This is a genomic window from Streptomyces sp. MAR4 CNX-425 (assembly GCF_048656465.1).
GTDB lineage: Bacteria > Actinomycetota > Actinomycetes > Streptomycetales > Streptomycetaceae > Streptomyces.
Window position 1 is genome coordinate 241,430 of the sequence record NZ_JBMDLF010000011.1, and the last position, 25,084, is coordinate 266,513.

Sequence of the window (25,084 nt, forward strand, 5' to 3'; positions counted from 1 at the left end):
AGTCGGTCCGCCCCAGTCGGCGGCCCGGAACAAGGGGAGGTCCGTGTCAGGGGCAAAGACGCGTCCGCGAGGTCACCGAAGCGGACGACGCTGGAAGGACTTTGTGTGAGCCGGATTTCGGTCCGGGGTTTCGCCGTGGCCTCCGCCACTGCGGTCACCTCTGTCGGCGCTGTCGTCGGCGTGGCCGCGGGTGCGGAGCAGGACGACGACTCGACGGCCAACGTCGAGGCGACGGCCGCCGACGCGACACTCCTCGCCGACGTACCCGCCGGCGCCACGGCCCAGGTGCAGACCGCCTCCCTCACGGAGCAGGCGGACGCCCAGGCCGACGCCGCCCACACGGACGCCCGTAAGGCGGCCGAGGAGGCCGCCCGCAAGTCCGCCGCGCAGGCCGCGGAGGAGAAGAAGGAAGCCGCCGAGCGCAAGGCGGCCGAGGAGGCCGCCGAGAAGGAGCGCGAGGCCGCGGAGGCCGCGAGCCGCTCGGCCGCCGCGTCCGCCGACGCGGGCGACTTCGCGCCGCAGGCGTCGTACTCCGTCGCCGACGTGCAGGCCATGGCCCGGCAGATGGTGCCGGCCGACCAGTACCAGTGCTTCAGCAACATCGTCGACCACGAGTCGGGCTGGGACTACACCGCCACCAACCCGAGCTCCGGCGCGTACGGGCTGATGCAGGCGCTGCCCGGCTCGAAGATGGCCTCGGCCGGCGCCGACTGGCAGACCAACCCGGCCACGCAGATCGAGTGGGGCCTCAACTACATGAACGACCGCTACGGCAGCCCCTGCGGGGGCTGGGAGTTCTGGCAGGCCAACGGCTGGTACTGAACCCCGCGCGACGCCCCGCGCGCCGTGCCCCGCGAACGCCCCCGGCCCCGCCGCCGGGGGCGTTCCCCTTTCCCGGCGCCGATGCGGGCCCGCCGCAGATGCGCGGAACCGCCGCTGACGTCCGGCACGTCCTAGTTGGTCGAGCGGACCGCGCGCCGGGCCACCGGCCGTGTACGGTCGTGCGGGTGACGGACGGGACTGCGGCGTGGCCGTGGGCGGCGTGAGGACTGACTGTTATGTCGAAGTTGACGGACTGGCTCGGCGGGGTGGGCGAGCGGGCCAGCCGGATGGCGGAGCGGCGCCGGGCCGCGGCCGCCGCTGCCGCCGCGGAGAAGTCCGGACCCGGGCGGCCCGTCGTCGAGGACGCCCCCGCCGCCGCACCCGAGCCCGCCGAACCGGCCGCCGCCGCGCGGCCCCCCGGCCCGCCGCCGCGGCCGGCGCCGGCCGGGGTCGTGCCGTGGGGGGTCCGGGTCGCCGCCGAGGTCGGCTGGCGGCTGCTGGTCCTGGCCGGGCTGATCTGGGTGCTGATGCAGATCATCAGCGTGGTCAGCCTCGTCGTCATCGCCTTCGCGGTCGGCCTGCTGCTCACCGCGCTGATGCAGCCGACGGTGGCGCGGCTGCGCCGCTGGGGCTTCAGCCAGGGGCTCGCCACCGCCACCACGTTCATCGGCGGCTTCGTCGCGATCGGCCTCGTCGGCTGGTTCGTGGTCTGGCAGATCATGGAGAACATCGACGATCTGACCGACCGCATCCAGCAGGGCATCGACGACGCCCAGGAGTGGCTCATCGACGGGCCGTTCCACGTGCAGGAAAAGCAGATCAACAACATCGGCAACGAGATAAGCGACTGGCTCGGCGAGAACTCCAGCGAGGTCACCTCCGCCGGGCTCGAAGGCGTCTCGTACGTCCTGGAGTTCTTCTCCGGCGCCGCCATCGCGGCCTTCGTCACCCTCTTCCTGCTCTACGACGGCGAGCGCATCTGGAAGTGGAGCCTGAACTTCATCCCCGTCAACGCCCGCGACGCGGTGGCGGGCGCCGGCCCGAAGGTGTGGGCCACGCTCACCGGTTACGTGCGCGGCACGGTGCTGGTGGCGCTCATCGACGCCGTGTTCATCGGCATCGGCATCTTCATCCTCGACGTGCCCATGGCCGTGCCGCTGGCCGTGCTGATCTTCCTCTTCGCGTTCGTGCCGCTCGTCGGCGCGCTGGTCTCCGGCGCGCTCGCGGTGGTCGTGGCGTTCGTGACGAACGGCCTGGTCACCGCGCTGCTGGTGCTCGGCGTGGTGCTGCTCGTGCAGCAGATCGAGGGGCACATCCTCCAGCCGTTCATCCTCGGCCGCATGGTGCGGGTGCACCCGCTGGCGGTGGTGCTCGCGGTGGCCACCGGCACGCTGGTCGCGGGCATCCCGGGCGCGGTGGTGGCGGTGCCGCTGATCGCGGTGCTCAATACGGCGATCGGGTATCTCCGGGCGTACCACCGCGAGCACGCGGACGATCCGGGGCCGGGGCCGCACGGGGCAACGATCCTCGACGTCTCCCCGGCCGCGCCGGCCGACGCCCCCGCGCCGGGCGCGGAGGCGGCGGATACGGCGGGCCGGAACGGCCCCGCGGGCCCGGCGGAGTCCGGCGCGGGCGGTTCGGGCGGCTTGGACGGCGGAGACGGCCCGGAGGCGAAGGACGGCGCGAAGAGCTAGACGGCGGGCGGCGGGTCAGCCGGTGCCGTCGAGCGCGGCCTCCGCGTCGAGGACCGTGCCGACGGCGTGCACGACCGCGGCGACCTTCAGCGCCTCCTGCACCGTCTCACGGCCGGCGCCGGTGCGCCGCAGCGCGCGCTCGTGCTCGTCCAGGCAGGCGCCGCAGCCGCCCACGGCGGAGACGGCGACGCACCACAGCTCGTAGTCCGCCTTCGGTACGCCGCGCGGGCCCAGGACGTTCGTGCGCAGCCCCGCGCGCAGGTGGCCGTACCCGGGGTCGGAGAGCAGGTGCCGGGCCCGGAAGAAGACGTTGTTGGTCGCCATCGTCGCGGCGGCCGTGCGGGCGGCGTCGTACGCCTCGGGCGTCAGCCGCGCCCGCGCCTCCGGGGCCACCGCGCGCAGCACGGGGGCGGAGCGTACGGCGACGGCGCAGGCGAGCAGGGCGCCCCACAACTGCGGCTCGGGCAGGCGGCCGTCGTCGACGACCGCGGCCAGGTTGCGGCGGAGGTCCGCGGCGTAGCCGGGGAGGGCCTGCCGGAGCGCGTCGAGTGCCACGCGCCCGACCCTACAGAACGTACGCCCCCCGCCCGCACACCGCGCCGCGCCGCGCCGCGCGCCCGCGCCGCGTCGGGCGCCCCGGTGCGTACGGGAGCGGCCCGGCGCGCCCCCCACGCGCGCCGGACCGCCCCCGGGCCCGCCCTCCGGCCTCCCCGCCTACTCGGTACGCAGCCCGTCCGGCCGCATCAGCCGGACCAGCAGCGGCATGCTCAGCGCCGTGACCGCCGCGACCACCGCGGCGCCCGCCACCCCCATCGTCAGCACCGACGACCAGTCGACCACGAGGGGCGTGTTCGTCATGCGCAGCAGCACCGCGCCCAGGACCAGCCCGAACGCCGTCGACAGGGCCATGCCCAGCGCCACCGGGATCGCCGTCTGCCACAGCACGGACAGGCTGAGCGTGGTGCGCCGGGTCCCGAAGGCCACCAGCGACGAGAGCAGCTTGCGCCGCTCCCGCAGCTGTTCGAGCTGGCCGACGAGCAGGCTGCTGCCTATCAGCATCAGCACGCAGGTGGCGCCCACCACCAGCCCGGTGCGGATGCCGGCGAAGTCCTCCTCGACGGTCTCGTACTCCAGCGAGTGCACGGACAGCAGCGGGTCGACGGCGGCGACCGTGTTGCGTACGTGCTCGGCCGCGTCCGGCACGGCCGGGTCGAGCCGGATGTCGACGAAGGCGTTGTACGCGCCGGAGCCGTGGACGTCGGGGGCGGCGGCGGGGGTGGCCGCGATGCCGTCGTACGTGACGCCGTCGGGGGCGCGGCGGGCCTTGGCGGGCCGGGCCCCGGGCGGCGGGGTCCAGGCCAGCTCCCGACCGGCGATGCCGTCGTACGTCGGGTCGAGGTACACCGGGTCGCCGGCGGAGGCCAGCCGCCGGCTGTCGGCGGCGCCGTACGTGCCGGTGAGGAAGAAGACGTCGCCGTCGCGGCAGTCGGGGAGCTTCGCGACCTCGCGCAGCTCGGCGCAGGTGCCGACGGTCAGCGTCGCGGAGGTGTCCGGGTTGCGCCGGGTGCCGCCGACGACGGCGCTGATGTCGGTGACGGTCCCGCGTACGCCCTCGGTCGCGGCGATCTGCTCGCTCACCCGGAGGTCCTGCCCGGGGGCGGCGTAGACCGTGAGCCGGTTCTCGGCGGCCTCGATGCCCGTCTGCTCGGTGTAGTCGTCCTCGACTGCGGCGAAGACCATCTGCAGCGCGATGGCCCCGGCGACGGCCACGGCGATGCCGTTGACCAGCCGGGCGGCGGTCCCGCTGCTCAGCTGCAAGCGGCGCACGGCCAGCTGCCAGGACGCCGGCCCCGGGCCGAGGCGGGCGACGACGGCCTCGACCAGCCAGGGCAGCAGCGCGGTGATGCCGGTCAGCAGCAGCACGGTGCCGCCGACGACCTGCCACTCCGGGTAGCCGTCGACCCCGGGGTTGCCGCCCATCATCGGCGCGAGCAGGGCGAGTCCGCCGGCCGGCAGCAGCAGCCGCCACCAGATGCGCCGCCGTACGGGCCGCGCCGACCGCACGACGCCGAGCGGTTCGATGACGACGCCGCGCAGCGCGAGCAGGGTGACCCCGACGGCCGCGGCGGGCACGCCCACGGCGACCAGCGCGGCGAGCGCCGGTGCGGGGTTCAGGTCGGCGGGGAAGACGCTCATCCCGGCCACCGTCACCCGGCCCGCGAGCCACCGGCCGACGAGGAACATCCCCGTGCCGACGGCGAGTCCGAGCAGCGCCCCCGCCAGCGCCTCGCCGGCGGCGATCCGGCGCACCGCGCGGGCGTCGGCGCCGACGAGCCGGAGCGCGGCGAGCCGGCGGTCGCGGCGTTCGCCGCCGAAGCGTACGGCCGCGATGAGGAACACCGCGACGGGCATCAGCAGCGCGACGAACACGATCATCGACAGCAGCACCAGCACCGGGTCCATGTCCTCGTCCAGCGCCTCGTCGCCGAAGGCGGCGACGCGTTCGACGTTGACGTCGGCGGCGGCGATGTCGTCGCTGCCCGCGTAGTACAACAGCTCGGTGGGGTCGACGAGGCCGGCGTCGGCGACGGTGCCGGCGACGCGGTGGTCCAGGCGCTCGCGGAGCAGCTCCGCGTCGCCGTCGTCGAGGCGGTCGGCGAGCGCGGGGGAGACCATCATCTCGCCGGGCTCCGGGAGGCGTTCGAGGCCCGGGGGCAGCGGCGCGCCGGGGCCCTCGGGGCGCAGCAGCCGGCCGCGGATGCCGGTGCCGTCGAACTCGGTGTCCACGTAGCCCACCAGCAGCGTGTCCCCGCCCGTCCGCCCGTCCCCGGCGGACGGGGACGGCCCGGTCTCGGTACGGTCCAGCTCCCGCTGGTCGCGGTCGGCGAGGGCGCCGGGGACGGCCGTGGTGAGCAGCAGCAGCGCCACCCCGAGGCCGACGCCGACGGCGGTGAGCACGGTGCGCAGCCAGCCCTCGCGCCCGCCGCGGAGCGCGAACGACAGGCCCATGCGCAGGTCGTCGGCCCAGGTCCGCAGCGGGCCGCGGGAGTCGGGCGGCGGCGGGCCGGAGGCCGGTACGGGGGCCGCCGGCGTCGCGTCGCGTACGTCGCTCATCGGCCGGCCCGCTCCAGGCTGCGGGTCCGCCCGTCGCGTACGACGACCTCGCGGTCGGCGTACGCGGCGACCCGCGGCTCGTGCGTGACCAGGATGACCGCGGCGCCGCTGTCCTGCGCGGCGGCGGTGAGCAGCTCCATCACGCGCTCGCCGTTGATTGAGTCCAGCGCCCCGGTGGGCTCGTCCGCGAACAGCACCCGCGGGGTGGTCGCCAGCGCGCGGGCGACGGCGACGCGCTGGCCCTGGCCGCCGGAGATCTCGCCCGGCCGCTTGTGCGTCACGTCGTCCACCTCCAGCCGCTCCAGCCACGGCCGGGCCGCGCGCTCGGCGTCGCGCCGGCCCAGGCCGGTCAGGCGCAGCGGCAGCGCGACGTTCTCGACGCAGGACAGCTCCGGGACGAGCTGGCCGAACTGGAAGACGAAGCCGAACTCCCGGCGGCGCAGGGCGCTGCGCTCGGCGTCCGACAGCGCGGCGAGGTCGCGGCCCGCGTACGTCACGGTGCCGGCGTCGGCCGGGACGATGCCGGCGAGGCAGTGCAGCAGGGTGGACTTGCCGGAGCCGGAGGGGCCCATGACGGCGACGGTCTCGCCGGCGGCGACGGCGAAGTCGGCGCCGTCGAGCGCGGCGGTGCCGGCGTAGACCTTGCGCAGGTCGGTGGCGGTGAGGAGCGGCGGCGGGTCGGCGGGGGTGTGGGGGGCCGGGGCGGCGCTCATGCGCGGACCTCCGCGGCGAGTTTGCCGAGGCGCGCGGCGGTGAGCTCCAGCCACCGCAGGTCGGCCTCCAGGTGGAACAGGGCGTGGTCGCAGATCAGCTGGTCGGCGAGGTCGCCGCCCTTCTTGCGCCGCGTCAGCTCGCGCATCAGCCGCAGGTGTTCCGCGCGCTGCACGTCGAGCAGGTCGGCGGCGTCGCGGCCGGTGAGCAGCGCGAGGACGACCTTGGTGTAGAGGGTCGACTGCAGGTACGGCTCGGGCTTCTCGGGGGCGGCCAGCCACGCGGCGACGTCGGTGACACCGGCGTCGGTGATGGCGTACCGCTTGCGCTCGGGGCCGCCGCCGGGCTCGATGCCGTCGACCTCGACGAGGCCGTTCTTCAGCAGCCGGGACATCGTGGAGTAGACCTGCCCGTAGTGCAGGGGGCGGTCGTGGCCGAACCGTTCGTCGAAGGCGCGCTTGAGGTCGTAGCCGTGGCGGGGGCCGGACTCCAGGAGCCCGAGGAGAGTGTGGCCGATCGTCATGCTGAGCACTCTACACGGTGTGTATACGTTGAGTGTATAGACGGGGTGTGCAGTACCTCACGCAGGGTGTGGGCGGCGGTGCGGGGCTGCTCGCGGTCGCGGCCGTACGGGTGGCGGGAGGTTGGCGGAAGCCGCCGGAGCCGGGGGAGTGGACCGGGTGGGAGTGCGGTGACGTGGCGTACGACCGGGGCGGCGTGGGCGCCGGATCTGCGGACGCGGTCGTACGCGCGGATCACACCGCGCTACGCGTGCGCGCCGGCGCGCGACGGGGGGCCGGGGATCACTCCCCGGCCGGGACCGCCCGCACGCGCCTCAGATCTCGAACCAGACCACCTTGCCGACGCTCAACCGCTCCGCACCCCAGTGCCGCGCCAGCTTGTTCACCAGGAACATCCCCCGGCCGCCCTCATCCGCCGGGCCCGCCCGCCGCATCCGCGGCAGCTGCGGCACGTCGTCCACCACCTCGCACCGCAGCCGGTCCGTGTGCACCAGCCGCAGCGTGACCGGACGCTGCGCATAGCGCACCGCGTTCGTCACCACTTCGCTCACCAGCAGCTCCACGACGTCCGTGAGCTCCTCCAGGCCCCACCCCGCCAGCGCCCCCCGCGCCAGCGACCGCGCCTCGCGCGGCGCCTGCGCCCGCGGGTCCAGGGCCCACTGCGCCGCCGCGCTCGGCGCTATGCCGTCCAGCCGCGCCGCCAGCAGCGCGATGTCGTCGTCCCGGTCGCCCGGGCCGAGGACGTCCAGCACCTCGTCGCACAGCGGCTCCAGCGGCGGCGGGTTGCCCGGGCCGGTCAGCGCCGCCGTGCGGGTCAGCCGCGCGCACAGCTGGTCGATACCGGTGGAGACGTCCATCAGCCGGGACTCCACCAGGCCGTCCGTGTACAGCAGCAGCGTCGACCCCTGCGGCGCCTGCAACTCCACCGCCTCGAAGCCCACCCCGCCGACCCCGATCGGCGCGCCCGGCGGTACGTCCAGCACCTCGCTGCCGCCGTCGCGGCGGAGCAGGACCGGCGGCGGGTGGCCGGCGTTGGAGGCGGTGAGGGTGTGCGCGATCGGGTCGTAGACCGCGTACAGGCAGGTGGCCATGCGGTCGTCGCCGAGGCGCTGCGCCTGCTCGTCGAGGTGGTGCAGCACCTCCTGCGGCGGCAGGTCGAGCTGCGCCAGGGTCTGCGCGGCCGTGCGCAGCTGGCCCATGATCGCCGCGGAGGTCACGGAGTGGCCCATGACGTCGCCGACGACGAGGGCGACCCGGCTGCCGGGCAGTGGGATCGCGTCGTACCAGTCGCCGCCGACCCGTGCGGTCTCGGCCGCGGGGCGGTAGCGGCTGGCGAGGCGGACGCCGGTCGGCTGCGGCAGGTACTCGGGGAGCATCGTGCGCTGCAACTGGTCGGCGATGTACGCCTCGCGGTCGTAGATCACCGCCTTGTCGACGCCGAGCGCGGTGTGCGTGGCCAGCTGGGCGGCGATCAGCAGGTCGTCCGGCCCGTACGCGGGCCGCGCCGGGCCCCGTACGAGCACCGCCACCCCGATCACGCGGCGCCGGCCGCGCAGCGGCGCGACGATCGTGCGCTTGTCGGCCGGCGCGTTCGCCAGCGGGCTCTCCCGGCCCAGCAGTTCGATGAGCGCGGCGCGGGCGGCCAGCGTCTCGCCGAACACCGGGCGGACGCCGCGCAGCACTTCGAGGAGCGCCCCGGCGCGTACGACGTCGACCTGCTCGGCCGCGGCCAGCCCCGGGGCCTCCGGCTCCGGGGCGGCGGGCAGCAGGCGGCTGCCGCCCATGCTGTCGACGTCCTCGACGCCGTCGGTGATCCGGTCGGTGCGCCGCAGCTTGAGCCGGAACGGCTCCGTCGGCTGCTCGTCGCCGACCGGCAGCGGGTGGCGCAGGTAGACGAGGATCGCGTCGGCGAAGGACGGGACGACGGAGCGGCACAGGCCGAGGACGATCTCGTCCAGGTCGATGCCGCGGGCGACCCGGCGGGTCGCCGCGCCGAGGAACCGCAGCCGCGCGGAGGCGGCGTCCTCCTCCTGCCGGCCCGCCGCCCGGGCCGGGTCGGCACCGGTGCCGGCGCCCGGCTGGGGGCGCGGCCGGCCGCCGCTGGGCGTGTCGTCGGCGCCCTGGTGCGCGGGGACGCCGCCGGCGGAGTCCGCCGCGGGCTGCTTCCCGGTTTTGCCGCGCTTGCCGGGCTTGGCGGGTTTCCCCGGCTTCCCGGGCTGCGCGCGGTGCAGGGCGTCACGCGGGTCGGGGATACCGTCGCCCGGGTTCGCGGCCGTCCCGGCGGGCGCCACCGCCTCCTCCGTGCCGGAGGCGGCCAGGGTGTTGCCGGACTCCGTCCGCTCGGCGGCTGCCCGCCGCCTGTCGCGCTCCGTCACGTGTCGGTACCGTCCATCCGGCCGTTTCCACCCAAGTCTCCACAGGGCGGGTTGAGTTGTGGGCACTGCGGTGCTGTGGACGTCGATCCTACGTTTGACCTACCGGGGCGCAGCAAGAGGCTCATGAAGACAAGCGAGCCGGTGTGCGGTCCCAATCCGCCGGAAGAAGCGGAACTGTCCACTTCGGGTCCGGCCGCCAGCGCTCCCAGCCCGCGGAGAACGGCGGCCCCCACGCCTGGATGGCGTCGATCGCCTGCCGGCCGGCCTCCCGTACGGCCGCGGCCCGGGGCGCGGACATCAGCCCCGCCCGCTGGGCCGCGGCGAACTCGTCCTCGTCGCGCCACTCCCAGGAGCGGTCCGCGCGCACGACGAGGTCCAGGTAGTGGTCTTCGGAGTCCACGCCCCCGGACCACCGCACCCGCGGTGCTTCGAGGTTGACGTAGAAGCACTTGAAATTCCAGTCGTTCTCCCAGAAGAGCCAGACGGACCACGGCTCGCCGGGCCGCGCGAGTTTCAGCACGCCGGCGCCGAACCAGCGGGTGCGGTGCGGCCGGTGGGGCTTGGTATAGCGGGTGACCAGCGGTTCGCGGTGCAGCTCGGTGCCGTCGGCGAGCACGGGGCGTACGCACTCGGTGTCCGGCGCCATCCAGACCGCGAGCGTCTCGGCGTCGTCGCGGACGACGGTGACCGGGCGGCAGACGGCGACGGTGCGGCCCGGCGGGCGGCCGGCGTCGCCGGGCCCGTCCGCGGCGTCCGCGGCGTCCGGGCCGTTGGCGCGGTAGCGCCAGAGGATGTGGTCCCCCGGGGCCCACCGGGCCGGACCGCCCGGGACGTCGCCGGCGGTCCGGCCCGTTCCGCCCGTTCCGCCCGTTCCGCCCGTTCCGTCTGTGCCGACCGCTGCGCCGCCCTCGCCGCTGCCGCCGCCCCCGCCGGCCCTGCCGTTGTGCCCGCCGTCAGGCGTCGCGTCTGGCCCGTGCATCCGCCGATCGTATCCGGCGCCCGGTCACGGCCGGGTCATCCGCAGCACGTCCAGGGCGCTGTCCAACTGCTCCGCCGTGAGCAGCCCGCGCTCCACATAGCCGCCCTCCAGCACCACCTCGCGGATCGTCTTGCGCTCGGCGAGCGACTTCTTCGCCACCCGGGCCGCCTCCTCGTAGCCCAGGTAGCGGTTGAGAGGCGTGACGACGGACGGCGACGACTCCGCGTACTCCCGCGCGCGGTCGGCGTGCGCCGTGATGCCGTCGACCGTGCGGTCGGCCAGCAGGCGGGCGGCGTTGGCGAGGAGCCGTACGGACTCCAGCACGTTGCGGGCGAGGACGGGCAGCATGACGTTCAGCTCGAAGTTGCCCGAGGCGCCGGCGGTGGTGACCGTCACGTCGTTCCCGACGACCTGGGCGCAGACCATCAGCACCGCCTCCGGCACCACCGGGTTCACCTTGCCCGGCATGATCGACGAGCCGGGCTGCAGGTCGGGCAGGGAGATCTCGGCGAGCCCGGTGCGCGGGCCGGAGCCCATCCAGCGCAGGTCGTTGCAGACCTTGGTGAGGCCGACCGCGATCGTGCGCAGCTGGCCCGAGGTCTCCACCAGGCCGTCCCGGGCGCCCTGCGCCTCGAAGTGGTCGCGGGCCTCGGTCAGCGGCAGCCCGGTGGCCCGCGCCACCTCGGCGATGACGGCGGCGGCGAAGCCGGGCGGGGTGTTGATGCCGGTGCCGACCGCGGTGCCGCCGAGGGGCAGCTCCGCCAGCCGCGGCAGCGCGGACCGCAGCCGCTCGACGCCGGCGCCGACCTGGGCGGCGTAGCCGGCGAACTCCTGGCCGAGGGTGACGGGGGTGGCGTCCATCAGGTGCGTACGCCCCGACTTGACCACCTCCGCGAACTCCTCCGCCTTGGCCGCGAGCGCCGTCTGCAGGTGGGTCAGCGCCGGGATCAGGTCCTCCACCACCGCGCCGGTGGCGGCGATGTGGATGGAGGAGGGGAAGGTGTCGTTCGACGACTGGCTGGCGTTGACGTGGTCGTTGGGGTGGACCACCGGCCCCTCCGGGCCCAGCTTCTCCTGGGCGAGGGTGGCCAGCACCTCGTTCATATTCATGTTCGACGAGGTGCCGGAGCCGGTCTGGAAGACGTCGACCGGGAACTCGGCGTCCCACCGGCCCGTCGCCACCTCCTCCGCCGCCGCCTGCACCGCCGCGGCGACGTCGGCGTCCAGCACGCCCAGCTCGGCGTTGACCTTCGCCGCGGCGGCCTTGATCCGGGCCAGCGCGGCGATGTGGGCGGACTCCAGGCGCAGCCCGGAGACCGGGAAGTTCTCCACGGCCCGCTGTGTCTGGGCGCGCCACTTGGCGCGGGCGGGGACGCGGACCTCGCCCATGGAGTCGTGCTCGGTGCGGAAGCCGTCGGATCCGGGGCGTTCGGCGGGGGACTGGTCGTCGGGCTGGCTCATGCTGCCGAGGATACGACCGGCCACCGACACCGCCCGTGCGCCGAACGGTGGATTCGGCGGGGGACAGCCGCGGACTTGCCGCGGCGGCTGCGGCGGGGGTGCGCGGCGGCGCGGTGGAATCGGTCAGGACAGGGAGATAACGGAGAATCTGACTTATTCGGCCCGAGGAGTGACGTGACGACCAGCCTTCGCATCTGTAGCCCTCGCGTTCCCCGTATCCGCAACGGGGTACGCGCCGGGGCCCTCGCCTGCGGTCTGCTCGCCGCCGCCGCCCAGCCGGCGGGCGCCCTCCACCACCAGCAGGACGACGGGAAGGGCAGGGACGTACCGGGGGTGACCGGCCCCGCGATGAAGATCGCCATCGGCAACGGGCGCAAGACCTCCGCGCCCGGCGAGGAGGCCACGTACACCATCCGTGTCGCCAGCCTCCAGGACGGGCCCATCGAGGGCATCGAGATCCGGCAGACGCTCCCGGAGGGCATGGAGCTGGTCGAGCCGGGCGAGGGCGCCCGGGTCCGCGGGCGCGAGGTGAGCTGGACGGCGGACCTGAAGGGGCACAAGAAGGCCGAGTTCACCGCGCGCACGCGGCTGGCCGCCGGCGTGCCGACGAAGGGCGAGCTGGCCGCCACGGCGTGCGCGTTCGCGAAGGGCGCGGAGCGACCGGTGGTGTGCGCGCCGGACATCGACAAGCTCACCGCCACCCCGGTGCGCACCGGCGACGACGGCCGCAACCGCGACGACGGCGCGGGCGGGCAGGCCGCGGAGGAGTCCGAGACCGGCGCCGCGTACGGGCTGGGCGCGGGCGCCCTGCTGCTGGGCGGCGGCGGGCTGGTGTACGCGCTCCGCCGCCGGGCGGCGGCCAGGCGGCGCGGCTGAGGGCGGGGCGGGGCGGGTCGCGGCCGGGGGGCGCGCCGTCCGGCGCGTACGTCCGCGGGGGGCGCCCGGCGCGACTCGGCCGCCCCGCCGCGCCCGTACGCGCCGCGTGCGCCCCGCCCCGTACGCCCCGCTACGGCGTGGCCGCGCCCCGCACCGGGATGCTCGTCACGAACGGCTTCGCCGGGCCGGGGTCGGTGAAGAAGTCGTTCCCCTTGTCGTCGACGACGACGAACGCCGGGAAGTCCTCCACCTCGATCCGCCAGACCGCCTCCATGCCCAGCTCCTCGTACTCCAGGACCTCGACCTTCTTGATGCAGTCCTGCGCCAGCCGGGCCGCCGGCCCGCCGATCGACCCCAGGTAGAACCCGCCGTGCGCGGCGCAGGCGTCGGTGACCTGCTTCGAGCGGTTGCCCTTGGCCAGCATCACCATCGACCCGCCCGCCGCCTGGAACTGCTCGACGTACGCGTCCATCCGCCCCGCCGTCGTCGGGCCGAAGGAGCCGGAGGCGTAGCCCTCGGGGGTCTTGGCCGGGCCGGCGTAGTACACCGGGTGGTCCTTCAGGTACTGCGGCATCTCCTCGCCCGCGTCCAGCCGCTCCTTGATCTTCGCGTGCGCGATGTCGCGGGCCACGACCAGCGGGCCGGTCAGCGACAGCCGCGTCTTGACCGGGTACTTCGTCAGCTCCGCCCGCACCTCGGCCATCGGCCGGGCCAGGTCGATCCGTACGACGCCGTCGTCCGACCCCGCGGTCAGCTCCGCCGCCGTCGTGTCGGGCAGGAAGCGCGCCGGGTCGTGCTCCAGCTGCTCCAGGAAGACCCCCTCCGCCGTGATCTTCGCCAGCGCCTGCCGGTCGGCGGAGCAGGAGACCGCGAGCGCCACCGGGCAGGACGCGCCGTGCCGCGGCAGCCGGACGACGCGCACGTCGTGGCAGAAGTACTTGCCGCCGAACTGCGCGCCGATGCCGAGGGTCTGCGTCAGCTCGAAGACCTTGGCCTCCAGCTCGGTGTCGCGGAAGCCGTGCCCGGCGGGCGAGCCCTCGGTGGGCAGCGAGTCGAGATAGTGCGCGGACGCGTACTTCGCGGTCTTCAGCGCGTACTCGGCGGAGGTGCCGCCGACGACGATCGCGAGGTGGTACGGCGGACAGGCGGCCGTGCCCAGCGAACGGATCTTCTCCTCCAGGAAGCGGAGCATCGACGCCTCGTTGAGGACCGCCTTCGTCTCCTGGTAGAGGAACGACTTGTTGGCGCTGCCGCCGCCCTTGGCCATGAAGAGGAACTTGTACGCGTCCCCGTCGGCCGCGTACAGCTCCACCTGCGCGGGCAGGTTGGTGCCGGTGTTCTTCTCGTCCCACATGGTCAGCGGGGCCATCTGGGAGTAGCGCAGGTTGAGCTTCGTGTACGCGTCGTGCACCCCGCGCGACAGCGCCTCCTCGTCCCGCCCCTCGGTCAGCACGTGCTGCCCGCGCTTGCCCATGACGATCGCCGTGCCGGTGTCCTGGCACATCGGGAGCACGCCGGCGGCCGAGATGTTGGCGTTCTTGAGGAGGTCGAGCGCGACGAACTTGTCGTTGGCCGACGCCTCGGGGTCGTCGCAGATGGCGCGCAGCTGGGCGAGGTGGGCGGGGCGCAGGTAGTGCGAGATGTCGTGCATCGCCTCGGCGGCGAGCAGCCGCAGCGCCGCCGGGTCGACCTCCAGGAACGTACGGCCGCCCGCCTCGACCGTGCGCACGCCCTCCGTCGTCAGCAGGCGGTACGTCGTGGTGTCCGCGCCCAGCGGGAGGAGGTCCGTGTATTGGAACGCGGGGCTGGCGGGGCGGGCGGTTTGGGTCATCGCGTTCCTTCTGGGTCGGGTCGCCGTCGGGGTCCGTCGTGGTCCGTCGGGGTCCGGCGGTCTTGGGTGGGCGGGGGTGGCCGTGCGCCCTCCAGATTAGGACGGCCGCCCGCGCCGCCGGGCGGACGGGCCCTAGTCACGATGTATCGCGTTTGGTTAGGCTGGTGCCGTGGACGAGACCCCGCGCGACAACGCGCCCGTGCCCGCCGCCCCGCCGTCGCTGTCGAAGAAGCCGGTCGCGGAGGGAGAGCTGCGCGCCTCCGACGCCGAGCGCGACCGGGTCGCCGACATCCTCCGCGAGGCGCTCGCCGAGGGCCGGCTGGACCCGGAGGAGCACGCCGAGCGGATCGACGGCGTGTACAACGCGAAGACCGTGGGCGAGTTGGAGCCGCTGGTACGCGACCTGCCCGTGGGCCGCCGCGAGCCCGGCCCCGCGGCGGCGTCCCCGCCCCCGGGCACGTACCCGCCGCCGCAGCCGCAGACCCTCGTCGCGATCTTCAGCGGCTCCGGGCGCCGCGGCCGCTGGAGCGTGGGCCGCAGGACGTCGGCGTTCGCGCTCTTCGGCGGCGTGGACATCGACCTGACCGAGGCGGTCTTCCACCAGCAGGAGATCGTGATCAACGCGACCGCCATCTTCGGCGGCGTCGACATCAAGGTCCCGGAGAACGTGTCCCTGCGCGGCTCCGGCACGGCCGTCTTCGGCGGCTTCGACGTGCACGCCCAGGAGGCGGACGACCCCCGGGCGCCGGTCGTGGTCGTCACCGGCTTCGCGCTCTTCGGCGGGGTGGAGGCCAAGGGGAAACGTGGCAAGATCCTGAAGAACCTGACGGACCGGATGCGCAAGCACGGCCTGGGCCACTGACCCCCTACCACCGCCCCAACAGCCCCCGGAGACGCGGAAGGAGGCGCTCCAGGCCGGGTGGCGACTCGGCGCATAAGCGCGCGCACAGCGGGTAGAGCACGTGCATCGTAATCCTCCGTACGGCTGCGGGTGCGAACGGTCGTACGCCTTACGAGACAGCTTTGTCCCTGATCCGCCAATGCCGTCGTCAGGAGTGGACCGTGCTGCAGTCCCACCAGCAGTCCCTGCAGGAAGCCCGGGTGCCGAGCCAGCGCACGGGCCGGCGGGAAGAGGGGGATCCCTGGCACACGGAGGCGGTGTGCCGGCGGGACGAGGCCGCGCTGTTCTTTGCACCGTCGAAGGAGCCCACCGCCGACCGGCTGTCGCGCGAGGCCGCCGCGAAGCGGGTGTGCGCGCGCTGCCCGGTGATGGTCGAGTGCCGGGAGCACGCGCTGCTGCTGCCCGAGCCGTACGGCGTGTGGGGCGGGCTCACGGCGGCGGAGCGGCGGGTGGTGCAGGCGCGCCGCCGGCGGCGTGACGCGGCGGAGAAGCTGACCGCGCCGCGGGGGATAGCGCAGGCGGGCTGAGGCGGTCGACGGCCCTGGACAAACGGTTCTGCCGGGGCCGTTCACCCCGCGACCACGCATCCAGGGCCGTGCATCCGGGGACGGCTCCTCCAGCGGCGCTCGCCCGGAACGTATGCGCCGCCGCGGCCCGGGGCCGGACTACTGGGGCCGGTCGAAGTCGATCGAGCTGTACGCGCGCAGCTTCGACAGCCGGTGCTCCGACTCGATCTGCCGGATCGTCCCGCTCTTCGAGCGCATCACCAACGACTGCGTGAACGCCCGGTCCGCCCGGTAGCGCACGCCGCGCAGCAGCTCCCCGTCCGTGATCCCGGTCGCGACGAAGAACACGTTCTCGCCGCTGACCAGGTCGTCGATCATCAGCGTACGGTCCAGCTCGTGCCCGGCGTCGAGCGCCCGCCGGCGCTCCTCGTCGTCCCGCGGCCACAGCCGGCCCTGGAACGTACCGCCCAGGCACTTCATCGCGCAGGCCGCGATGACCGCCTCCGGCGTGCCGCCGACGCCGAGCAGCAGGTCGACGCCGGTGCCGTCGCGGGCCGTCATGATGGCGCCGGCGACGTCGCCGTCGGAGATGAACTTGATCCGCGCCCCCGCCTCCCGGACCTCCTGCACCAGGCCGTCGTGGCGCGGCCGGTCCAGCACGCAGACGGTGACGTCCTGCGCGGTGCCGCCCTTGGCCTTGGCGACGCGGCGGATGTTGGCGGCGACGGGCGCGTTGATGTCGACGTACTCGGCGGCCTCGGGGCCGGTGGCGAGCTTGTCCATGTAGAAGACCGCGGACGGGTCGAACATGCCGCCCCGCTCGGCGACGGCCAGCACGGAGACCGCGTTGCCCATGCCCTTGGCGGTGAGCGTGGTGCCGTCGACCGGGTCGACGGCCACGTCGCACTCGGGCCCGGTGCCGTCGCCGACGCGCTCGCCGTTGAAGAGCATCGGGGCGTCGTCCTTCTCGCCCTCGCCGATCACCACCACGCCGTTCATCGAGACCGTGCTGACCAGGGTGCGCATGGCGCGCACGGCGGCGCCGTCGGCGCCGTTCTTGTCGCCGCGGCCGACCCAGCGGCCGGAGGCCATGGCGCCGGCCTCGGTGACCCGGACGAGCTCCAGGGCGAGGTTGCGGTCGGGGGCCTCGGGGGCCACCTCCAGCTGCTCGGGGAGGTGGTGGGGCGTCTCGTGGGACTGCGGCATCGGGGAGGACCTCTCCGCTCGGTCGACGGCCGTAGGGGGTGGTAGGGGGGTGGCGGGCCGGGCTGCGTAGGGGGCGGGTACGAGCCTATCGGTTTATCGCCATTTTGAGCACACCGCCCCTCGGATGAGCGGGTCGGTTCCGGCCCCCGCCCGGCGCGTGCCCGACCCCGCGGGAGGGACCGCTCCGGGATGAGGGACGATGGAGGGGTGGCAGACAGGAACAGCATGCGGACGGTGCGCAACCTGGCGGGCGCCCTGACCGTCACGTGCGGCGTGGCGCTGGTCGTCTACTTCGGCGCCATCCCGCGCGGCGACGACGACCAGGAGATGGCGGCCGTCTCCTTCACCCAGGAGCTGGGCCAGGTCCGCCGCGTGGCGCCGTTCCCGGTGGTCGCGCCGGTGGGCCTGCCGGACGACTGGCGGGCCAACTCCGTGGACTACCGGTCCACCGGCGACCACGGCACGACGTGGCACCTGGGCTTCGTCACGCCCGACGACGAGTACGTGGCGGTGGAGCAGGGCAGCAAGAACTCCGCCGCCTTCGTGCGCAAGGTCACCCACGAGGCGCGGCCGACCGGCGAGAGCCGGCGGGTGGCCGGCGAGGAGTGGGCGCGGTACGAGGGCGAGTCGTACGACGCGCTGGTGCGCGAGGGCGACGGCGTGACGACGGTGGTCACCGGGACGGGGAGCCCGAAGCAGCTGGAGCGGATGGTGAAGGCGCTGGAGGAGAAGTAGCCACCGCGGGCTCAGCCCGCACGGCCCGCGGCCCCCGCCGCGTCCCCGCCCCCATCTCCGTCTCCGTCCTCGTCCCCGTCTCCGCCCTCTCCTTCGCCGTCCCCCGACCCGGCCGGCTCGCCGGCCTCGTCCGGCTCCGCCAGCGCCGCGTCGAGCCGCTCACGGGCGCCGTCGAGCCACTGCCGGCAGATCCGCGCCAGCTCCTCCCCGCGCTCCCACAGCGCCAGGGACTCCTCCAGGGTCGAACCGCCGGACTCCAGCCGGCGCACGACCTCCATCAGCTCGTCCCGCGCCTGCTCGTAACCGAGAGTCCCCCGGTCCTTCGTCTCTGCCATGGCCCCCACCCTAGAACCCGCCTACGACACCGGGCCGACCGTGACACCGAACTCCCCGTCCGCGACCCGCGCGCGCAGCTCCTCACCCGCGCGCACCTCGTCCGCCGCGCGCACCGCCGCGCCGTCCCCCCGTTGCAGCACCGCGTAGCCCCGCTTGAGCGTGGACGCGGGGGAGAGGGCGACGACGCGGGCGCGGGTGTGCTCCAGCTCGGAGTCCGCGCGGTCCAGCACGTGCGCCAGCGTCCGCCGGCTGCGCGCCAGCAGCGCGTCCACCATCTCCGCGCGCTCGTCGACGATCCCGTACGGCTCGGCCATCGACGGCCGGCTCATCCAGGCCGCCAGCCCGCGCTCCTCGCGGTCCAGCACCCCGGTCAGCACCCGCAGCGCGCGCAGCCGCAGCTGCTCTATCCGCACGTGCTCCTCGCCGACGTCCGGCACCGTGTCCTTGGCGGCGTGCGTCGGCGTGCGGGACCGGAGGTCCGCGACGTGGTCCAGCAGCGGGTTGTCCGGCTCGTGGCCGATGGCGGAGACCAGCGGCGTACGGCACGCGGCCGCGGCCCGTACCAGCTGCTCGTCCGAGAACGGCAGCAGATCCTCCACGCTGCCGCCGCCCCGCGCCACGATGATGACGTCCACCTCCGGGTGACCGTCCAGCTCCTGCACGGCCTTGACGATCTGCGGCACCGCGTGCACCCCCTGCACCGCCACCGGCCGCACCTCGAACCGCACCGCCGGCCACCGGTGCCGCGCCGTCTCCAGCACGTCCCGCTCCGCCGCCGACGCCCGGCCCGTCACCAGCCCGATGCGGCGCGGCAGGAACGGCAGCGGCTTCTTGCGCTCCGGCGCGAACAACCCCTCCGCGGCCAGCGCCTTCTTCAGCCGCTCCAGCCGCGCGAGCAGCTCCCCGACACCCACCGGGCGGATCTCGGCCGCGCGCAGCGAGAGCTGGCCGCTCGGCGCGTACCAGACGGGCTTGGCGAAGACGACGACGCGCGCGCCTTCCTGTATGACATCCGCCACCTTGTCGAACACGTCGCGGAAGCACGTCACGGTCAGGGAGGCCTCCTGCGCCGGGTCGCGCAGCGTCATGAAGACCACGCCGGCGCCCGGCCGCCGCGACAGCTGGGTGATCTGCCCCTCCACCCAGAGCGCGCCCAGCCGGTCGATCCAGCCGCCGATCTTCCGCGAGACCACCCCGACGGGCATGGGCGTCTCGGCCGTGTTCACCGCCATGGCCCCGAGCCTAACGGCGGGGTACGACACCGGGGGGCGGCTCCGGCGCGGCCCCGCGGGCGGCCGCGCCCTCGAACCGCGGAGGCGGCGTTCCGTACCATGGGCGCCATGACTGCTTCGAGCACCCCGCAGCCCGCCCGTCGCGTCCTTCTCGCCGCTCCCCGGGGCTACTGCGCCGGCGTGGACCGGGCGGTGATCGCGGTGGAGCAGGCGCTTGAGCAGTACGGCGCACCGGTGTACGTGCGCCACGAGATCGTGCACAACAAGTACGTCGTACAGACGCTGGAGCGGAAGGGCGCGATCTTCGTCGAGGAGACCGCCGAGGTACCCCCCGGGAACATCGTCATCTTCTCCGCGCACGGCGTCGCCCCCGTCGTCCACGACGAGGCGAAGCAGGGCCGGCTCGCGACGGTCGACGCGACGTGCCCGCTGGTGACGAAGGTGCACAAGGAGGCCGTCCGGTTCGCCAAGGACGACTTCGACATCCTCCTCATCGGCCACGAGGGCCACGAGGAGGTCGTCGGCACCTCGGGCGAGGCGCCCGACCACGTCCAGCTCGTCGACGGCCCGGAGGGCGCCGAGCAGGTCGAGGTGCGCGACCCCGACAAGGTCGTCTGGCTGTCGCAGACCACGCTGTCGGTGGACGAGACCATGGAGACCGTCGACCGGCTCAAGGGCCGCTTCCCCAACCTGCTCGACCCGCCGAGCGACGACATCTGCTACGCCACGCAGAACCGGCAGGTCGCGGTCAAGCAGGTGGGCGCGGAGTCGGACCTCGTGCTCGTCGTCGGCTCGCAGAACTCGTCGAACTCCAAGCGGCTCGTCGAGGTCGCGCTCGACGCCGGCGCGTCCGCGTCGTACCTGGTCGACGGGGCGGAGGAGATCGACGAGGCGTGGCTGGAGGGCGTGGCGACGGTCGGCGTGACCTCCGGGGCGTCGGTGCCGGAGGTGCTGGTCGACGGCGTGCTGGAGTGGCTGGCCGAGCGCGGCTACGGCGACGTGGACCTGGTGCAGCCGATGGACGAGCGGATCACCTTCTCCCTGCCGAAGGAGCTCCGCCGCGACCTGCGCGCCGAGGCTGCCGCGCTGAGCGCCGGCGAGACGGACTGACGGCGGCGGGCTGCTCGGGTACGCGCCGCCGGGACGGTGGGGGCGTACGCCCCCCGGCGGCCGCCGGACGGCGGTGCTCCCCGCCGTCCCCGCGCCGGACGGCGAGCAGGGCGAAGTGCCGCAGCAGCGCGACGGCCGCGGCGAGCAGCGTGCCCCCGTAGAGCCACGGCGCCTCCAGGGCGATGGCCGTACCGGCGGCCATCAGGTGCGAGCTGAGGCCGCCCGAGCCTTCGCCGACGGCAAGCGTCCCGGCGGCGAAGGCGATCGGCATCGCGATCGGCGCGGCGACGACGTCCGCGGGCCGGACCCACAGCGCGCAGCACAGCGACAGCACCAGGAACACCGCCCCGAAGAACACCGGCGCGGTCCCCATCACCACCTGCACGAACACCCCAGCCCCCAGCATCACCGCCACCGCCAGCAGCCCCCCGCCGGCCGCCGTCAGCCGCGGCCCGGCGGGCCGCAGCAGACCGCGCACCACCGGCGGCACGGGCCGCCCCGCGGCCGCCCGGTACACCTGGGCGCTCTCCCGGCGCCCGGCCCCGGCGCGGCCGCCGGGCTCGCGCGCCGGTCGCGGGACGTGAGCCCGCCGTCGCTCTCCGTCGGGATCCGTGTTCGTACGGTGATGCTGCATCGTCCCACGTTAGGCCCCCCGGCCCGGGAAACCCCGGGAGGGGCACAGAATGCGCTCATTCGGAGCGCCGGGGTCCCACCGGATCCACACCCCCGGGCGCCCGGCCCACCCCCGTAGAATCGACCCCCGGGTCCGTCCGCCGCGCCGCGACCCCGTCCCCGTACCTCGTACCGGAAGTCCTTCACGTGTCGCTCACGATCGGAATCGTCGGCCTGCCGAACGTCGGCAAGTCCACCCTCTTCAACGCCCTGACCAAGAACGAGGTGCTGGCGGCCAACTACCCGTTCGCCACCATCGAGCCCAACGTCGGCGTCGTCGGCGTCCCCGACCCCCGCCTCGCCACCCTGGCGGACATCTTCGCCTCCCAGCGCGTCCTCCCGGCAACCGTCGACTTCGTCGACATCGCCGGCATCGTGCGCGGCGCGAGCGAGGGCGAGGGCCTGGGCAACAAGTTCCTGGCGAACATCCGCGAGTCCGACGCGATCTGCCAGGTCATCCGCGCCTTCCGGGACGAGAACGTGGTCCACGTCGACGGCAAGATCTCCCCCAAGGGCGACATCGAGACCATCAACACCGAACTCATCCTCGCCGACCTGCAGACCATCGAAAAGGTCCTCCCGCGGCTCCAGAAGGAATCCCGCATCAAAAAGGACCTCGCCCCCAAACTCACCGCCATCGAGGAGGCCAAGACCATCCTCGAAGCCGGCCGGACCCTCTTCGCCGCCGGCATCGCCCAGGGCACCGAACGCGCCGCCCTCCTGCACGACCTGCACCTGCTGACGGCCAAGCCGTTCCTCTACGTCTTCAACGTCGACGAGGACGAACTGACCGACGAGTCCTTCAAGGACGAACAGCGCGCCCTCGTCGCCCCGGCCGAGGCCATCTTCCTCAACGCCAAACTCGAGTCCGAACTCGCCGAACTCGACGAGCCCGACGCCCTCGAACTCCTCCAGTCCGTCGGCCAGGAAGAACCGGGCCTGGTCACCCTCGCCCGCGTCGGCTTCGCCACCCTGGGCCTGCAGACCTACCTGACCGCCGGCCCGAAGGAGGCCCGCGCCTGGACCATCAAGAAGGGCGCGACGGCCCCGGAGGCGGCGGGCGTGATCCACACGGACTTCCAGAAGGGCTTCATCAAGGCGGAGGTCATCTCCTTCGACGACCTGGTCGCCACCGGTTCGGTGCCCGAAGCCCGCGCGGCGGGCAAGGCCCGCATGGAGGGCAAGGACTACGTGATGCGCGACGGCGACGTGGTGGAATTCCGCTTCAATGTATGAATGATTCCGTCCCTGGCTCCGCGCGATGAATTCGCAGGTCAGGGGCCTCCTGCGGGTTGTGCGGATGGTGTGTGGTCGCGGTCCCGCGGAATGTTTGAGTAGCTGGGTGATAGCTGCGGGTTTCACGTTTTCGCAGGTCGGGGGCGTGGGAGGGCTGCCGGGAGCGGTGTGTGACGGTGTGGTCACCGTCAGGGTGGCTGGATCGTGGCTGGATGAACTGACGTGCCGTCATGTCCATCGTGGTGAGTGCGCGCACGGGAGGGGGCGTCCCAGACGTGGTGTGGCGGATCCGGGATTACGACTCCGCCGGTGAGGGCTGCCTGGTTGGCAGCCCTCACCGGCGGTTCGGAGAGATTCTCGGTTTAGCCGAGCGTTTGGTAGTTGGCGAACTGTTCGGAGGCTACGGTGACGGCTCCGGGTCCGTCGGGGTGAAGTCGGCGAGGAAGCGGAGCCTGCTGTCGGCGTACACATGAAGATGCTCAACCCGGTACGGACGAACGGGGTCTGTCGCTGATCTTGTGACGGGGCGGTGGCTTGATCGTTCTCGGTGTGTGTGCAGCTCAGGGGGTTTGCAGCGGGTCCTGCCGCATCTGGTGGGTGTGGTCGTGGAGTCCGTGGACCGGTGTACGGGTCTTGTCATGTTGCGTACGCGTTCGCGTACGGCTTCGGCGTGCTGTCCGCGGTGTGGCGGAAGATCAGGTCGGGTCCATGGACGGTACGAGCGGCGGTTGAGAGACGCTCCGTTGGGCGGGTTCCGGTGGTGATTGTGCTGCTCATACGGCGTTTTAAGTGCCTGGCCGCCGATTGCCCGGCGGTGACGTTCGCGGAGCAGATACCGGGTTTGACCGGCCCTCATGCCCGCTACACGCCGCAAGGTCGTGGGCAGTTGAACCGCATCGCCGAAATGCTGGCCGGCAGGCCCGGGGCCAGGCTCGCCAGAAGGCTCGGAATGACGGTTGCCAAGGACACCCTCCTGCGACTTCTTCGGACCACACCACTGCAAGAAGCGGGAGCGGTTCGTGTGCTCGGGGTGGATGAGTTCGCCCTGCTCAAGGGCCATACCTACGCCACGATTCTGGTCGATCTCGAAGCCCGACGGCCGGTCGACGTTCTGCCTGGCCGGGAGGCCGAGCCGGTGGCACGCTGGCTGGCCGGCCATCCCGAGGTGGAGATTGTGTGCCGGGACCGTGCTACCGCCTACGCGGAGGCCGCCAGGCAGGCTGCCCCGCAGGCGGTCCAGGTCGCTGACGTGTGGCACCTGTGGAGCAACCTGTCGAAGGCCGTGGAGAAGACGGTCTCCGCGCACTACGGCTGTCTCCGGTCCGCCCATGAAGCCGCCGCTGCCGCCAACGAACCGGAACTACCTGTCATGCCGGACGGCTTCCTCGACGTCCGTGGACAGCCCCGCCGGATCGTGGCCACCATCCGTGAACGCCACCAGGCTGTTCAGAACCTCCACGCTGAAGGGCGCTCGTTACGCGGCATCAGCCGCGACCTGGACCTCGACTACTACGCGGTCCGCCGCTACGCGCGCACGGCGAACGTCGACGAGCTGCTGGTCAAGGTCACCCAGCGCCGCACCAGGCTTGACGACTACAAGCCCTACATCTACGATCGATTCACCCACGGCTGCCGCAACGCCAGCCAGCTCTTCCGAGAAGTCCGTGACCAGGGCTTTAGAGGCGAGCGGACCGCGGTGAGCCGCTACGTCCGTCTGCTGCGAGATGGCGTCGTCACCACGCCTCCGCCGCCGGCACTGCCCAAGCCCCGCCGGGCTCTGCGATGGATCATGACCCATCCTCAGCGCCTGCGTCCCGACGAAGCTGTCGGCGTCAAGGAGATCCGAGCAGCCTGCCCCGAACTCGACGCCACTGTCGATCACGTCCGCGCCTTCGCGAACCTCATGCATGAACACCGCGGCGAAGACCTTCTCACCTGGACCGCGGGCATCGACGAAGAAGCCCTGCCGCACCTGAGCCGGTTCGCACACGGGCTCCGGCACGATCTCGACGCGGTCACCGCCGGACTGTCGAGTTCCTGGAGCTCTGGCCAGGTGGAAGGCCAAGTTACGAGGATGAAGCTCCTCAAGCGCGCCGGATACGGCCGAGCCAAACTCGACCTCCTCCGCACCCGCATCCTCCTGCGCACCTGACCAACCCCGCGTCACAAGATCAGCGACAGACCCCGTTCATCCGTACGCAGCTGGGGAGCAGAACTCGTACGCCGACACCAGCCCTCGCAGACAGCCGCTGCAGCCGCGAGCGCACCCCCTCGACACGGGCCGGGGCCGTCGGCTTGCCCAGGGCGAGCGCGATCTGCTTCGCCCGCAACCCGTCAGCGGCCCCCGGCGCGGCCAGGACCGACGGGACCCGTTGGTATTCGACCGCGAGCACCGCCACCGACACGCCCTCAGCGCGGTGCGGCACAGCCGAGCCCGCCACCGCCGCCTGGACCTGAACCGTCTCGGTGGCCTCAGGCTCGGCCAGCACCTCGGTGACGGTCTCGCGGGCCCGGCCCAGCCGCCGCAGCTGCGCTCCCGCCGCACTCAGCGCGGCCGCGATCCGCTCGGCCTCCTCCCGCAGCCGGGCCACCTCTTCACGGACCCTCTTCCTCCGAGCCTCCAGCAGACCGAGCACCGACGGCATCAGCCACCCACACGAACGCAACGCGAGCAGACGAACATCCGAACTCTCCCGCGACCAATCCGGGTTCTTGCCCGACCAACAGGAATTCAGCGATCACATTCGGAATACGGGTGGCTTCTTG

Annotated in this window: 23 protein-coding genes and 1 pseudogene; 11 read left to right on the top strand and 13 right to left on the bottom strand. The window is 73.5% G+C overall.

Annotation, left to right across the window (positions count from 1 at the left end; genetic code table 11):
- The first annotated feature begins 105 nt into the window (after positions 1 to 105).
- Both ACHZ99_RS27840 and ACHZ99_RS27845 read left to right on the top strand, forming a co-directional pair.
- Positions 106 to 822 carry a transglycosylase SLT domain-containing protein gene (locus ACHZ99_RS27840; RefSeq protein WP_420307520.1) on the top strand — a complete coding sequence of 239 codons (717 nt, stop codon included), beginning with the start codon at positions 106 to 108 and terminating at the stop codon, positions 820 to 822.
- Positions 823 to 1,058: 236 nt separating this feature from the next.
- Positions 1,059 to 2,516 carry an AI-2E family transporter gene (locus tag ACHZ99_RS27845; RefSeq protein ID WP_420307521.1) on the top strand — a complete coding sequence of 486 codons (1,458 nt, stop codon included), beginning with the start codon at positions 1,059 to 1,061 and terminating at the stop codon, positions 2,514 to 2,516.
- 15 nt (positions 2,517 to 2,531) lie between these two features.
- Here the strand turns inward: ACHZ99_RS27845 and ACHZ99_RS27850 are convergent, their stop codons facing one another.
- From ACHZ99_RS27850 to ACHZ99_RS27880, 7 genes are all read right to left on the bottom strand, one after another.
- Positions 2,532 to 3,071 (bottom strand): carboxymuconolactone decarboxylase family protein, encoded by a 540-nt coding sequence (locus ACHZ99_RS27850; RefSeq protein ID WP_420307522.1) that lies wholly within the window; start codon positions 3,069 to 3,071, stop codon positions 2,532 to 2,534.
- 159 nt (positions 3,072 to 3,230) lie between these two features.
- On the bottom strand, positions 3,231 to 5,630 hold the full coding sequence (locus ACHZ99_RS27855; protein ID WP_420307523.1) for an ABC transporter permease: 2,400 nt from the start codon (positions 5,628 to 5,630) through the stop codon (positions 3,231 to 3,233).
- Positions 5,627 to 6,343, bottom strand: a complete 717-nt coding sequence (locus ACHZ99_RS27860; RefSeq protein WP_420307524.1) for an ABC transporter ATP-binding protein — start codon at positions 6,341 to 6,343, stop codon at positions 5,627 to 5,629. The genes ACHZ99_RS27855 and ACHZ99_RS27860 overlap by 4 nt, the downstream gene beginning before the upstream one ends.
- On the bottom strand, positions 6,340 to 6,864 hold the full coding sequence (locus ACHZ99_RS27865; protein ID WP_420307525.1) for a PadR family transcriptional regulator: 525 nt from the start codon (positions 6,862 to 6,864) through the stop codon (positions 6,340 to 6,342). The genes ACHZ99_RS27860 and ACHZ99_RS27865 overlap by 4 nt, the downstream gene beginning before the upstream one ends.
- Positions 6,865 to 7,176: 312 nt before the next feature.
- Complete coding sequence (locus tag ACHZ99_RS27870; RefSeq protein ID WP_420307526.1) at positions 7,177 to 9,237, bottom strand: SpoIIE family protein phosphatase; 2,061 nt, start codon at positions 9,235 to 9,237, stop codon at positions 7,177 to 7,179.
- A gap of 121 nt (positions 9,238 to 9,358) precedes the next feature.
- Complete coding sequence (locus tag ACHZ99_RS27875) at positions 9,359 to 10,216, bottom strand: DUF402 domain-containing protein (protein ID WP_420307527.1); 858 nt, start codon at positions 10,214 to 10,216, stop codon at positions 9,359 to 9,361.
- A 24-nt stretch (positions 10,217 to 10,240) separates the two neighbouring features.
- Positions 10,241 to 11,677: a class II fumarate hydratase gene (locus ACHZ99_RS27880; RefSeq protein WP_420307528.1), complete on the bottom strand. Its 1,437-nt coding sequence runs from the start codon at positions 11,675 to 11,677 to the stop codon at positions 10,241 to 10,243.
- 174 nt (positions 11,678 to 11,851) lie between these two features.
- Here ACHZ99_RS27880 and ACHZ99_RS27885 point away from each other — a divergent pair, with 174 nt between their 5' ends.
- Positions 11,852 to 12,553, top strand: a complete 702-nt coding sequence (locus ACHZ99_RS27885; RefSeq protein ID WP_420307529.1) for a hypothetical protein — start codon at positions 11,852 to 11,854, stop codon at positions 12,551 to 12,553.
- Positions 12,554 to 12,683: 130 nt separating this feature from the next.
- Here ACHZ99_RS27885 and ACHZ99_RS27890 read toward each other — a convergent pair whose 3' ends face one another.
- Positions 12,684 to 14,384 carry a fumarate hydratase gene (locus tag ACHZ99_RS27890; protein WP_420307530.1) on the bottom strand — a complete coding sequence of 567 codons (1,701 nt, stop codon included), beginning with the start codon at positions 14,382 to 14,384 and terminating at the stop codon, positions 12,684 to 12,686.
- A 169-nt stretch (positions 14,385 to 14,553) separates the two neighbouring features.
- On the opposite strand from ACHZ99_RS27890, the gene ACHZ99_RS27895 reads away from it, so the two are divergent.
- Both ACHZ99_RS27895 and ACHZ99_RS27900 read left to right on the top strand, forming a co-directional pair.
- Positions 14,554 to 15,246 carry a DUF1707 SHOCT-like domain-containing protein gene (locus tag ACHZ99_RS27895; RefSeq protein WP_420307531.1) on the top strand — a complete coding sequence of 231 codons (693 nt, stop codon included), beginning with the start codon at positions 14,554 to 14,556 and terminating at the stop codon, positions 15,244 to 15,246.
- A gap of 200 nt (positions 15,247 to 15,446) precedes the next feature.
- Positions 15,447 to 15,812: a WhiB family transcriptional regulator gene (locus ACHZ99_RS27900; RefSeq protein ID WP_420307532.1), complete on the top strand. Its 366-nt coding sequence runs from the start codon at positions 15,447 to 15,449 to the stop codon at positions 15,810 to 15,812.
- A 138-nt stretch (positions 15,813 to 15,950) separates the two neighbouring features.
- Here the strand turns inward: ACHZ99_RS27900 and glpX are convergent, their stop codons facing one another.
- Positions 15,951 to 16,997, bottom strand: coding sequence for a class II fructose-bisphosphatase (gene glpX / locus ACHZ99_RS27905; RefSeq protein WP_420307533.1), 1,047 nt, complete (start codon positions 16,995 to 16,997; stop codon positions 15,951 to 15,953).
- Positions 16,998 to 17,204: 207 nt separating this feature from the next.
- Between glpX and ACHZ99_RS27910 the strand changes: the two genes are divergently transcribed.
- A complete protein-coding gene (locus ACHZ99_RS27910) occupies positions 17,205 to 17,732 on the top strand; it encodes a DUF4245 domain-containing protein (RefSeq protein ID WP_420307534.1) in 528 nt (175 codons plus the stop codon).
- 11 nt (positions 17,733 to 17,743) lie between these two features.
- Here ACHZ99_RS27910 and ACHZ99_RS27915 read toward each other — a convergent pair whose 3' ends face one another.
- A complete protein-coding gene (locus tag ACHZ99_RS27915; protein ID WP_420307535.1) occupies positions 17,744 to 18,067 on the bottom strand; it encodes an exodeoxyribonuclease VII small subunit in 324 nt (107 codons plus the stop codon).
- Between the two features lie 21 nt (positions 18,068 to 18,088).
- Complete coding sequence (gene xseA / locus ACHZ99_RS27920) at positions 18,089 to 19,300, bottom strand: exodeoxyribonuclease VII large subunit (protein WP_420307536.1); 1,212 nt, start codon at positions 19,298 to 19,300, stop codon at positions 18,089 to 18,091.
- A gap of 108 nt (positions 19,301 to 19,408) precedes the next feature.
- Between xseA and ACHZ99_RS27925 the strand changes: the two genes are divergently transcribed.
- On the top strand, positions 19,409 to 20,410 hold the full coding sequence (locus ACHZ99_RS27925; RefSeq protein ID WP_420307537.1) for a 4-hydroxy-3-methylbut-2-enyl diphosphate reductase: 1,002 nt from the start codon (positions 19,409 to 19,411) through the stop codon (positions 20,408 to 20,410).
- On the opposite strand, the gene ACHZ99_RS27930 is transcribed toward ACHZ99_RS27925, so the two are convergent.
- Positions 20,331 to 21,044: a DUF6542 domain-containing protein gene (locus tag ACHZ99_RS27930; RefSeq protein WP_420307538.1), complete on the bottom strand. Its 714-nt coding sequence runs from the start codon at positions 21,042 to 21,044 to the stop codon at positions 20,331 to 20,333. The genes ACHZ99_RS27925 and ACHZ99_RS27930 overlap by 80 nt on opposite strands.
- A 185-nt stretch (positions 21,045 to 21,229) precedes the next feature.
- Here ACHZ99_RS27930 and ychF point away from each other — a divergent pair, with 185 nt between their 5' ends.
- From ychF to ACHZ99_RS27950, 4 genes and pseudogenes are all read left to right on the top strand, one after another.
- On the top strand, positions 21,230 to 22,318 hold the full coding sequence (gene ychF, locus ACHZ99_RS27935) for a redox-regulated ATPase YchF (RefSeq protein WP_420307539.1): 1,089 nt from the start codon (positions 21,230 to 21,232) through the stop codon (positions 22,316 to 22,318).
- A 638-nt stretch (positions 22,319 to 22,956) separates the two neighbouring features.
- Entirely contained in the window at positions 22,957 to 23,082 is a 126-nt protein-coding gene (locus ACHZ99_RS27940; RefSeq protein ID WP_420307561.1) for a transposase family protein, read from the top strand.
- A pseudogene (locus ACHZ99_RS27945) lies at positions 23,070 to 23,633 on the top strand (ISL3 family transposase); the annotation flags it as partial. The gene ACHZ99_RS27940 and the pseudogene ACHZ99_RS27945, both read left to right, overlap by 13 nt.
- A gap of 54 nt (positions 23,634 to 23,687) precedes the next feature.
- A complete protein-coding gene (locus ACHZ99_RS27950; RefSeq protein WP_420307562.1) occupies positions 23,688 to 24,470 on the top strand; it encodes a transposase in 783 nt (260 codons plus the stop codon).
- 19 nt (positions 24,471 to 24,489) lie between these two features.
- Here ACHZ99_RS27950 and ACHZ99_RS27955 read toward each other — a convergent pair whose 3' ends face one another.
- Positions 24,490 to 24,963, bottom strand: coding sequence for a hypothetical protein (locus tag ACHZ99_RS27955; protein WP_420307540.1), 474 nt, complete (start codon positions 24,961 to 24,963; stop codon positions 24,490 to 24,492).
- Between the last annotated feature and the right edge of the window lie 121 nt (positions 24,964 to 25,084).